The sequence below is a fragment of the Escherichia sp. WS547 genome, from assembly GCF_046486065.1.
GTDB lineage: Bacteria > Pseudomonadota > Gammaproteobacteria > Enterobacterales > Enterobacteriaceae > Escherichia > Escherichia coli.
This window is the reverse complement of sequence record NZ_JBJQMA010000003.1, coordinates 267142-278510: the sequence shown is the minus strand read 5'-3', so window position 1 is coordinate 278510 and position 11369 is coordinate 267142. Positions and strand designations below refer to the sequence as shown.

Sequence of the window (11369 nt, the reverse complement as noted above, 5' to 3'; positions counted from 1 at the left end):
ACGGCTGGGACGGAAGTCGCTGTCGTTCTCAAAATCGGTGGAGCTGCATGACAAAGTCATCGGGCATTATCTGAACATAAAACACTATCAATAAGTTGGAGTCATTACCGGTATTCCACTGGTTAATATATTCACATATGAAATGAATAAATATTGGAATATATAAATATTGAATATTTTGATTAATCCCCGTACTAATTATTCTTCATAATCAGTACGGGGTTGCTACAACATGTATTACTTTTTCACCACAATTAACGGTTCAATATCACTCTCTTTTTTGATGACCAGTGATTCATCACCGCGCAAACACGTCCCACCGTAGTTGCCGCCAACGGTGAAGGTACATACCTGAATGTATTTATCGTCCACTTTCGGCAAACACCACAGTTGCTGATAGATGTTTTTCTGCTCGGCAAATTTACCGCTGGTTTTGTCCAGCACCTCTTCATGATGGCTGACCAGGTCGATATTGCTACCACAGCGACCGGCGATCGGTTTCACTGCGTAACCTGTTTTCACCAGTTCATCATTAACAGTGAAATCGGTATCCAGCAGGTAACGATGGTGCGGAAACAGCGACCAGAGGATCGGCAGAATCGCTTTGTTGCCGGGGATCACCGTCCACAGCGGCTCAAAGACCAGCACTTCCGGGCGCAGCAATACGTCGATAAGACGCACTTCGTTTTGCGGATGACCGGTACGGATTGGCACCGCAGCAAACTCACGGTCGCTAACTTCACGAATCTGATCAAACGCGGTTTCCCACGCCCAGGTTTTCCACACGCAGTTAACCAGTCGCCCTTCCCCATCAATCAGTTGCCCGGCAGCATCCCAGCCCAGTTCATCCAATCCACGCAAGATACGCGTTTCAAAGCCCGCCTGGTGCAGCGCCTGCTCCATAAACTGCGCGTGATAGTTTTCCTCGATATCTTTGTCCTGCATGATATGGACAAACGGACGTGCACGACTGTGTTTCCAGGCACCAGCCAATTCGTTAATCAGCCCTTCCGCCGGATTGAAGCCGTTGCCTTTATAGCCCTGCTCCGCCCAACGTTCGAGGATCAAGCCCGCTTCGGTATGACAGGAGGCGGAGTCGGCGTTGTACTCGTAAACCTTCAGGCCACGCTCATCCATGCAGAAATCCATACGACCAGTGATCATATGGTGACGGCGACGCTGCCAGGAGAGACGCAAACGTGGCCAGAGGATTTTCGGGATGTCGAACAGCGCCAGCAGGTTGTCATCTTTCAGCACCTTGTCGGTTGCGTGAAGATACATCAGGTGCAGCTCGTTGGTGGCTTTAATTAGCTCCTGCTCGGCACTCTCGGTAATGGTGTAGTAATGATAAGGATCCTGATTGATCACCTGACCGTTGGCCTGCACATAGGCGTTTTGCAGCGGATCTTTTTCATCCAGCCATTTACCGTCAAACTGGCCTTTGTTTTCCAGGCGCGCTCCGCTGATTTTCAGCAGCTCGCCTGCAATTTCCGGCTGCGGTAAGCTGTATTCAGTATCTTCCGTCTGGATCATCCAGCCCAGAATGGTGGTGTCATCAAAAGTGTCTTTCAGGGTATAGCAGCCGTTTTCGACCACCATCTCCAGCTCACGCGTCCACTGTTGCCCTTGCGGCAACGGGGAATGAATCACGTTCTGTTCCGCAATACGGACTTTGTTGCCATGCAATTGGGTAATGATGGCGACATGGCCAGTGTCTTTAAATTCACCGCCTTTATCCCAGATAAGAAGCGCACCCGCGACCGGCGCACGCGGCGAGCCGTTAGGAAATGCCTGCAATGGCAGGATGTTGTCATTAACCACTTCTCGCAGGAAGCGCAGCGAGAAAATCTCCCACGCCATACCCACGTCAGTAAAGACCACACCGTAATTCAGAAAGAGAAAACGGCGAGCAAATTCAACGCATTGCCACTTGTGGCCCATATATTCGTCGTCGATATAGCTACGGAATACGGCGTCATCTTCGTATTCCTGCGGATCGAGAGAACTGTAATCTGAAGAGTAGATTGCTACCCCACCTGGGGCGTAGCCCAATAATGTCCCGAACGGGGCATCCTGGCTGGTCGTTCCTTTGCTCATCACTTTACCTTTAACAATACAACCTAAGCAGTTGGCGTAATTGTTGTGCTCTGATTACCTGCTCAGCGACATTAACCGGACAGAGGTCAGACTAATCATACACCTCATCGCAGCGGCTGGCGCAAAGGGTTAAAAAATTCACATTCTGTACAGCAAGTGACCTGCTACACTGCTTCAACACTACCACTCAGAAGGCAACTCACTATGACAGACAATACTTATCAGCCCGCGAAAGTCTGGACGTGGGATAAATCCGCTGGCGGCGCGTTCGCCAATATCAATCGCCCGGTTTCTGGTCCGACGCATGAAAAAACGCTGCCCGTTGGCAAACACCCATTGCAACTTTATTCGCTGGGAACGCCGAACGGTCAGAAAGTAACGATTATGCTTGAGGAGCTGCTGGCGCTGGGCGTTACTGGTGCAGAGTACGACGCCTGGCTGATTCGTATTGGCGATGGCGATCAATTCTCCAGCGGCTTTGTCGAAGTGAACCCAAACTCGAAGATCCCGGCGCTGCGCGATCATACGCATAATCCGCCGATCCGCGTGTTTGAATCTGGTTCGATCCTGCTTTATCTGGCGGAGAAATTTGGCTACTTCCTGCCGCAGGATTTGGCAAAGCGTACTGAAACGATGAACTGGCTGTTCTGGTTACAGGGCGCGGCACCGTTCCTCGGCGGTGGTTTTGGTCACTTTTACCATTACGCACCGGTAAAGATTGAGTACGCCATCAACCGCTTTACCATGGAAGCCAAACGTCTGCTCGACGTGCTGGATAAGCAACTGGCGCAGCATAAGTTTGTTGCGGGCGATGAGTACACCATTGCGGATATGGCGATTTGGCCGTGGTTTGGCAACGTGGTGTTAGGTGGTGTGTATGATGCCGCTGAGTTTCTTGATGCGGGCAGTTATAAGCATGTACAACGCTGGGCGAAAGAAGTAGGCGAACGTCCGGCGGTGAAACGTGGGCGTATTGTTAACCGCACCAACGGACCGCTGAATGAGCAGTTGCATGAGCGCCATGACGCCAGTGATTTCGAGACGAATACGGAAGATAAGCGTCAGGGGTAAGGGTTGGTGTTCGTCGCAGCAAGCCATCCAGGCCGGATAAGGCGTTCACGCCGCATCCGGCAATCGTGCACAATGCCTGATGCGACGCTGCCGCGTCTTATCAGGCCTACGAAAGCTAATCATCACGCGCTGGTAATGTCGTAATCCATTTGGCGCAGTGCGTCTAATGTGGCTTTGGCTTCATCTTCGTCGATGATGCTCATGGCAAATCCGACGTGTACCAGCACCCACTGGCCCAGTAGATCGGCAGGGTTACCTTCACAAATCAGGGCGATATTCACATCGCGCTTGATACCACATACTTCAACCTGCGCAAGCTGGTGAATATCTTCACCGACAGCCAGCACCTGGCCTGGAACGCCAATACACATTATTAACTCCGGTTATTCAACTTCAATACTTTTGACGATCAGCGAATCGCCGGTATCGACACGCAACCGCTCGCCGTGACAGAGCGGACACTGCGCATCGTGCTGATGAATCTCCACCACCTGGCTGCAATCCCAGCACCAAGCCTGGGCGGGTTTATAGACGATATGTAAATCGCACCCTTGCGCCACCGTTCCGTGGCAGACAATTTCAAAACTAAAACGGACGGCGCTCTCCTCAACGCAGGAGAGCGCGCCAATTTCCAGCCACACGGCGGTGACGCGCTTAACATCGTGCTGCTCCGCCTGCCGTTGGATAATTTCAACGGCGCTCTGGCAAAGAGACAACTCATGCATTTTCGCCACTCCTGCGACCAAACAGCAGGGCGCGACGCCCTGCGTGTGGTACATCCGGATTCGTGACTGGCAGCGAAAGGATCATTCGTGCGCAGTCATCCGTCAGGCGTTGGCCCTCTTCAATCGACATGCTGTGCGAAAGCGGCGACATCAGCGAACAGGAGAGATATTGCGAAACACCGTCCAGTTCGCCAACGGTAAAGGTCATAGTGCCATACGGCAGTTGCAGACCAATTTTTTCACTCACTTTGCGCAGCGGCCAGAGTTGATCCGGGCCGGGGAAGATAACTGCACTCAGCATCCACGGGGTGATCACACACCCCGTCCACTGACCTTCGAACAGCGTAAAATCAGAAACATACACCGGCATTGAAGGATGCAGAAAAGAGAGATCGTGCATCGAACGCCGGGCAATTTCTTCAAACGCTGCCTGTACTTGCGCCTTCGGGGAGGTCTGGAAACCTGCTATCTCTTCAGTCATGAATCGCCTCCCGTGGGATGGCTTCCACGCCAGATTCACGCAGCGCAGCCAGAACCTGCTCAAGCGCAGGTTCAATCATTGCTTCAACCGTCGGCGTTAAGCCGATGTGTGGCTCCAGCGATTCCGGGATCACGCCGACCAGGGTCAGCTTTTTCGGAAACTCGCCGGTGAAGCGCAGGGCCGACAAGACGTCGGCCAGGCCAAGCTGATGCGGAGAGATTTTGTTGGTAAACAACGCCGGAACTTCTTCATCCCGCAGGATCATCATCGTTCCCGGCGCGTTCTTTTTCGAGACAATGGCATCCGCAATAATCAAATGATCGCGATTTGCCATGTCGCCAAGCAGCTCCATTCCCGCCGTGCCGCCATCGAGGATCTCAACATAATCCGGCAGAATGTATCGTTGCTCTAACGCTTCGACAATCCGCACACCGATGGCTTCATCGGTCAGCAAAATATTGCCGACCCCTAAGACTAAAATACGCATTACAGAACCTTCACTGAAACCACTTCGTTGCCGTCAGCATCCACTACGTGTACCGCACAGGCCATGCACGGGTCAAAGGAGTGAATGGTACGCACCACTTCCAGCGGTTTATTCGGATCGGCAACCGGTGTACCCACCAGCGACTGCTCGTAAGGACCGACGTCATCATTGAAGTTACGCGGACCAGAGTTCCAGGTTGATGGAACAACCGCCTGGTAGTTGCTGATGATACCGTCTTTAATAACCATCCAGTGAGAGAGCATACCGCGCGGCGCTTCGAGGAAGCCAACACCTTTGAATTCACCCGTTGCCGGAATGTTCGGCTTCACAAAGGTGGTGTGATCGCCTTTGCCGATATTGGTGATCAGTGCACTGTATTGGTTTTGCAGGATATCCTGCAATTCACAGCAGTGAACGGTACGACCAATAATACGGCCCAGCGTGGAGTGCAGCTGTGCCACTTCCAGCGTGTTGCCAGTCAGTTTCTGATAAATCGCAACGATTTCATTCAGTTTGTTCTGGGTAGATTCGCGACCTGCCGCCAGTTTCACCAGCATATTAGCCAGTGGCCCCACTTCTACCGTTTTGCCGTAGAAAGTCGGTGATTTCACCCAGGAATATTTCCCGTCGTCAGACCAACCATCATAAGCCGGAATGGTGGTGCCTTCCCACGGTGCCTGCGGCGCTTCGTCTTTATACCAGGAGTGCTTCGCGCTTTCCTGAATGCCTTTGATCAGGTATTCATCGGAATGAGAAGTGATCGGACGATACGAGGACAGATCCGCATTCTCAATGTAGCCGCCCGGGAACAGGAAGCTGCCGTTTTTACTGTCGGTCGGGAATTCCGGCACGCTCAGGTAGTTCACCGCACCTTTACCGCGTGTCAGCCATTCCGGGTAGAACGCGGCAATAACTGCGGTATCAACCTTATAAACCTGCTCAACAAAGTCGCTCAGTTTGTCGATGAAAGACTTGATGTACATCAGGCGCTCAAGGTTCAGCACGCCCAAACCGTCGAGGTTGATCGGGTTCGCGACACCACCTACCGCCAGGTTCTGAATGTGCGGCGTTTTACCGCCCAGCAGCGCCACGACGCGGTTAGCGTCACGCTGGCACTCCAACGCTTGCAGGTAGTGCGCTACCGCAATCAGGTTCACTTCCGGCGGCAGTTTCATCGCCGGATGACCCCAGTAGCCATTAGCGAAAATACCCAACTGACCGCTGGCAACCAGATCTTTGATCTTGTTCTGAACTTTGGTGAACTCTTCCGGACTGTTCAGGTGCCAGGTCGAAACGCCTTTCAGCATTTCGGAGGCTTTGGTTGGGTCAGCTTGCAGTGCAGAAGTGATGTCCACCCAGTCCAGCGCCGAAAGCTGATAGAAATGAACAATATGGTCATGCGTGGTGTGCGCAGCCAGAATGATGTTACGGATGTATTGCGCGTTAACCGGAACGTCGATATTCAGCGCACTTTCTGCCGCACGAACGGAAGACAGCGCGTGAGTGGTAGTACATACGCCACAGATACGTTGCACAATCATCCATGCATCGCGCGGATCGCGGTTTTTCACGATCTCTTCCATGCCGCGCCACATGGTACCGGAAGCCCATGCTTTCGAAACGACGCCATTTTCGATTTCGCAATCGATGCGTAAATGCCCCTCAATACGGGTTACCGGATCAATAGTAATTCTCTGGCTCATGCTTTGCTCGCCTCATGACGATTATGATCGTTTTGTTTTAAAGGAGGAAGTATCGGCAGTAGACGAATGAGTACGATGTAAGCGCAAATCTCAATAGCCACAAAACCAATAGAAATCAACAGTTCTTCCCAGGTCGGGAAGTAGGCGTAACCGCCGCCCGGGTTGAATGCCACCAGCGAATAGGTCAGACGCCAGGTTGCACAACCTAACAGTGCGCTCAGTGCTGACAGGAACAGCATGCGGGAATCATTACGCAGCTTCGCCACACGCAGAACGACCAGCGGGAAGAGCATCAGCAGGACTTCAATCCAGAACATCACGGAGTAGAAGTCACCGGCAAACGCTAACGACAGCTTGTCGCGATAGATAAGCTCGCCAAAGCGCAGCACGATGAAAATCGCCAGCAACACACTGATGGTGTTGGTCAGCTTAACAAACAGACTCTTTTCATCCGGACCGTTGCCACGCAGACCCGCCTGCACCAGCGAACCTTCAAAGATGACAATCGAGAAGCCCATGATGAACGCCGTCAGCAGCGAGAACAGCGGCAACATTTCATAGCTCTGCCACAACGGATGCACCTTGTAGCCCGCCGAGATCATCAGCGACCCCATTGAAGACTGGTGCATGGTCGGCAGCAGCGCACCGAGCGCGATGATGAAGAACATCACCTTGTTTAGTCGCTGTAGCGACACCTTCCACCCCAGACGTTCAAACAGTGCCGGAGCAAACTCCAGTGCCATCACGCCGATATAGATGGTCATACAGACCGCCGTCTCGAACAGTACCGAGTTCACGTTGAAGTGACCCGGAATGTAGAAGTACGGCAGGTTCCAGTAGCGACCCACGTCGATAGTGATCGACAAGCCACCCAGTGAGTAACCAAACAGACTCGCCAACAGCGCCGGACGCACCAGCGGATGGTATTGCCCACGGTTAAAGACGTATACCGCCCACGCCAGCGCCCAGCCGCCACAGGCAAAGCCGGTGCCAATCAGCAGGTCAAACGCGATCCACACGCCCCACGGGAAGCCGCCGTTCAGGTCAGAGACAGAGCCCAGACCGAACACCAGACGCTTCACAATCAGGAGCATACAGATGACGATTAACGGTCCAAAAATCATGACCGGTTTACTGATGATTTTGCCGCCCAGCGGTTGTGGATCATGACTCATGATCGTCTCCTCCGTCGTGATGGTCGTTTTTGGTGTTGCGACGAACCAGCACGGTTAAGCCCGCCAGCACAGCCAGTGGTAGCATCATGCCTTTATACAGGGTGTGTTGAATATTTTCGGAACGCGCACCGGTAGAAAGATCGTCCAGTTTCGGCAGGTCGAGATTTTCATAAGGCACACCCGTCAATACCAGAACCTGAGTACCGCCGCCCTCTTTCTCGCCGTACAGATGCGGATAATATTTCGGCACCGTATGCAGGTAAGTGTCGCCAGATTTCAGCGTCTGACGCGGATAGTGGTATTCGCTGCCAGGCTTCAGCGCCAGACGTTTTTTCGCCTCCGCCATCAGCTCTTCACGCGTACCGAAAATCACCGCGCCCGCCGGGCACACTTCTACGCAGCCAGGTAGACCGCCTTTATCGAGACGTTCCACACCTTTCTGGTTGCACAGCTCGCACTTATGCAGCGCACCAAACGGGTTGTTGTAGTCGTACTTCGGCACGTTGTACGGACAGGCGACCATGCAGTAACGGCAGCCGGTGCACACGTCTTTGTCGTAATGGACAATGCCGGTTTTCGGATCTTTTTTCAGTGCAGAGACCGGGCACACAGAGACACAGTTCGGATCGACGCAGTGCATACACTGTTTCTTAATGTACGCGTAGCCGTTCTCCTCCTGGTCTTTGTTGACCCCTGTGCCGCTGGTCCACACCTGAATGATGTTATTGGTATACGGCGACAGTTTGTCGTTGTTCGACCAGGTCTGTTCCCCTTGCGGGTTACGTTCAGGGAAGTTGATATCCTGACACTTGGTGACGCAAGCCTGGCAGCCTACGCACAAGGTCGAGTCGTACAACATCCCCAGCGATCCCGGAATTGGCGGGCGGTTTTCAGCAGCCGCATGACTGACAGACGGCAGCGCGCCCGTCAGCAATGCCCCGCAGGAGGCTGCTTTAATAAAATTACGTCTGTTCACGGTTATTCTCCCCGTGAGTCAGCGTTATCTTTCTTTTGCTGACGACCCAGTTCACGCACCGCCATCACGCTGACACCGGCAACGAGCCCAACCACACCGCCGAGCAAACCAATAGCGCCTGCAGAGACGTTGCCGCCCTCTTTAGCGTTAACATCCGGTTTCTGTGAACGCGGAGTCTGATTTTCGACGTTGGCAAGCTGATGGATGCCTTTATGGAAGCCGATACCTTCTTCGTTACAGCCATAGCACGGGTGACCAATCGCCACCGGCCACACACCGCCAACATCGCAGAATTGCAGCGTTGAGCAGTTGCCATAAGTTTCTGGCCCTTTACAGCCGAGGTGGTACAGGCACCAGCCTTCGCGGTGGCCTTCATCACCGAACTCTTTGGCAAAACGACCAGCATCGAAGTGCGGGCGACGTTCGCAGTGTTCGTGAATCAGACGGCCATAGGCGAAGGTCGGACGGTTTTTGTCATCCAGTTTCGGCGGTTTGCCGTAAGTGATGATGTGCGCAACGGTCGCGAGGAAGTTGTGCGGGTTCGGCGGGCAGCCCGGAATATTGATAACGGTTTTGCCTGGCAGAACTTCTTGCAGGCTGACTGCGCCAGTTGGGTTAACTCCAGCTGCGGCAACACCGCCCCACGCAGAGCAGGAACCGATAGCGATAATCGCTGCTGCGCCTTCTGCCGCTTTGCGGATGTGATCCACAATCGGCTCACCAGCAACCATGCAATAAATACCGTTATCTTTTAATGGGATGGAACCATCCACAACCAACACATACTGCCCTTTGTACTTCTCAAGTGCGTTATGTTTGTTCTCTTCGACCTGATGACCGAAGGCGGCGGAAAGCACTTCGTGATACTCCAGAGAGATAGTCTCCAGCACGAGGTTTTCTACCGTTGGATGCGTTGCACGAAGCAGAGATTCCGTACAACCGGTGCACTCCTGCGCGCCAATCCAGATAACTGGCGGACGCTGCGGGTTAGTAACCGATTCGGCCATCTCTGCAGCGGCTTTGCTACTTAACCCCATGGTGGCGGCTAATGCTGCACAAAGCTTCATGAAATCACGACGGTTAATGCCGTGAGAATGGATGAGGGTGTTATCTCCAGTCATTTATAGTTATTCCGTTGCGAAGACCTGGCATATATTTTGCCTCAATCGCAAAATCAATAATGCGATCGATGCGCCATTTACCACACATTTATTATGGTTATCGATATCATGATACTGCGGCGGGGCGCTAAAACGAAGGGAAGAAGCATTAGTGTAATTAATTAAAGCAAGATAATACGTATGTTTGATCAATTTTCGAGGCGATAACCGGCCATAAAAAAGCGCAACGTAGAACAGGAATTATTCTCACGAAAGAAATCCATTACCATCTCTTTATCCAGTCCATAGCGGCGCGTCAGAATACCCGCTTCCCAGGCGCTAAGCTGGCGATCTCCGGTCTTTTCGTACATCCGGTGTGAGTAGCCTAATACAAAACCGCGTTTATAATCGGCACAGAATTTTGTCACATTAACCGCACTGTCGGCATGCGTTGCTTTTAATCCCGCCATTAAGCCTTTACCAAAATGGTTATTCATCGTTCACCTCATTCGCTATATATCTCCATATATAGCGATATTTTAGGCAAAGAACGACTTTTGCGCACGCTATTTTTTCATGCTTGTTTAAGACGTAATCCAGTAAGAGATAAACCTATCAGGAGAGATATTTATCGAACCATTTCAGTGTCCTTTGCCAGGCAAGATCGGCGGCAGATTTGTCATAACGGGGCGTGGAATCATTATGGAATCCGTGATTAACCCCCGGATAGATATACGCCTCATAAACCTTATTATTGGCTTTCAACGCCGCCTCGTAAGCAGGCCAGCCCTCGTTGATTCGGGTGTCCAGTTCCGCGAAGTGGAGTAGTAAAGGCGCTTCAATCTTCGCCACATCGGCAGTGGGTGCCTGACGACCATAAAACGGCACCGCGCAGGCCAGTTCCGGATACGCGACAGCCGCCGCGTTCGATACGCCACCGCCATAGCAAAATCCGGTAATACCCACTTTGCCTGCCGCTTGCGGATAGCGTTGCATAAACTCAATTGCGGCAAAGAAATCATTCATCAGTTTGGTTGGATCAACCTGCTGTTGCAGCTCACGACCTTTATCATCATTTCCCGGATAACCTCCAACGGAACTTAAGCCGTCAGGTGCCAGGGCGATATACCCCGCCTTCGCCACTCGCCGTGCCACATCTTCGATATACGGATTCAGTCCACGATTCTCATGCACCACCACCACGGCTGGCGTTTTGCCGCTCATTTTTGCGGGTTTCACCAGATAACCCCGTACCTCGCCGTGACCATTTGGCGAAGGATACGTGATGTACTCAGCAACAATCTCCGGGTCGGTAAACTCTACCTGAGTCGCCAGCGCATAATTTGGCTTGAGCAAATCAAACAACGCTAATGCCGTCATCCCGCCCACCGCATACTTCGCCGCAAGGTTGAGGAACTCACGTTTCGAGATTTTCCCGTGAGCGTAATAGTCGTAGTAATCCAACAACTCTTGTGGGAAATCTTTGGCGGTTAAACGCGGCATCGTTGCACTCCTCAACTGGTGTTTTTTTAAGCAAAGCATAAGCACTTGTTT

General features: G+C 52.4%; 13 protein-coding genes. 2 read left to right on the top strand and 11 right to left on the bottom strand.

The window, feature by feature from the left end:
* On the top strand, window positions 1–94 hold a 94-nt coding region (locus ACJHWK_RS05040; protein WP_000306640.1), incomplete at its 5' end, for an IS1 family transposase.
* Window positions 95–237: 143 nt separating this feature from the next.
* Here the strand turns inward: ACJHWK_RS05040 and gss are convergent.
* Window positions 238–2097, bottom strand: coding sequence for a bifunctional glutathionylspermidine amidase/synthase (gene gss, locus ACJHWK_RS05035; RefSeq protein ID WP_001300624.1), 1860 nt, complete (start codon window positions 2095–2097; stop codon window positions 238–240).
* Between the two features lie 204 nt (window positions 2098–2301).
* Here gss and yghU point away from each other — a divergent pair, with 204 nt between their 5' ends.
* A complete protein-coding gene (gene yghU / locus ACJHWK_RS05030) occupies window positions 2302–3168 on the top strand; it encodes a glutathione-dependent disulfide-bond oxidoreductase (protein ID WP_001295515.1) in 867 nt (288 codons plus the stop codon).
* 122 nt (window positions 3169–3290) lie between these two features.
* On the opposite strand, the gene hybG is transcribed toward yghU, so the two are convergent.
* The 10 genes from hybG to yghX form a co-directional block, all read right to left on the bottom strand.
* Complete coding sequence (gene hybG / locus ACJHWK_RS05025) at window positions 3291–3539, bottom strand: hydrogenase maturation factor HybG (protein ID WP_000334896.1); 249 nt, start codon at window positions 3537–3539, stop codon at window positions 3291–3293.
* Between the two features lie 12 nt (window positions 3540–3551).
* Window positions 3552–3893 carry a hydrogenase maturation nickel metallochaperone HypA gene (gene hypA, locus ACJHWK_RS05020; protein ID WP_000544953.1) on the bottom strand — a complete coding sequence of 114 codons (342 nt, stop codon included), beginning with the start codon at window positions 3891–3893 and terminating at the stop codon, window positions 3552–3554.
* Window positions 3886–4374, bottom strand: a complete 489-nt coding sequence (gene hybE / locus ACJHWK_RS05015; protein WP_000134014.1) for a hydrogenase-2 assembly chaperone — start codon at window positions 4372–4374, stop codon at window positions 3886–3888. Before hybE ends, hypA begins: the two co-directional genes overlap by 8 nt.
* Complete coding sequence (locus ACJHWK_RS05010) at window positions 4367–4861, bottom strand: HyaD/HybD family hydrogenase maturation endopeptidase (RefSeq protein ID WP_001221939.1); 495 nt, start codon at window positions 4859–4861, stop codon at window positions 4367–4369. The genes hybE and ACJHWK_RS05010 overlap by 8 nt, the downstream gene beginning before the upstream one ends.
* The gene (gene hybC, locus ACJHWK_RS05005) at window positions 4861–6564 is read right to left on the bottom strand and encodes a hydrogenase 2 large subunit (protein ID WP_000083065.1); all 1704 of its coding nucleotides are present in this window, start codon (window positions 6562–6564) and stop codon (window positions 4861–4863) included. The genes ACJHWK_RS05010 and hybC overlap by 1 nt, the downstream gene beginning before the upstream one ends.
* Window positions 6561–7739 (bottom strand): Ni/Fe-hydrogenase cytochrome b subunit, encoded by a 1179-nt coding sequence (gene hybB / locus ACJHWK_RS05000; protein ID WP_000017703.1) that lies wholly within the window; start codon window positions 7737–7739, stop codon window positions 6561–6563. Before hybB ends, hybC begins: the two co-directional genes overlap by 4 nt.
* A complete protein-coding gene (gene hybA, locus ACJHWK_RS04995; protein ID WP_001081870.1) occupies window positions 7729–8715 on the bottom strand; it encodes a hydrogenase 2 operon protein HybA in 987 nt (328 codons plus the stop codon). The genes hybB and hybA overlap by 11 nt, the downstream gene beginning before the upstream one ends.
* Before the next feature lie 2 nt (window positions 8716–8717).
* The gene (gene hybO, locus ACJHWK_RS04990) at window positions 8718–9836 is read right to left on the bottom strand and encodes a hydrogenase 2 small subunit (protein ID WP_000145410.1); all 1119 of its coding nucleotides are present in this window, start codon (window positions 9834–9836) and stop codon (window positions 8718–8720) included.
* 188 nt (window positions 9837–10024) lie between these two features.
* The gene (gene yghW, locus ACJHWK_RS04985; protein ID WP_001059136.1) at window positions 10025–10312 is read right to left on the bottom strand and encodes a DUF2623 family protein YghW; all 288 of its coding nucleotides are present in this window, start codon (window positions 10310–10312) and stop codon (window positions 10025–10027) included.
* 118 nt (window positions 10313–10430) lie between these two features.
* On the bottom strand, window positions 10431–11318 hold the full coding sequence (gene yghX, locus ACJHWK_RS04980; RefSeq protein WP_001297303.1) for a YghX family hydrolase: 888 nt from the start codon (window positions 11316–11318) through the stop codon (window positions 10431–10433).
* Window positions 11319–11369: the final 51 nt, after the last annotated feature.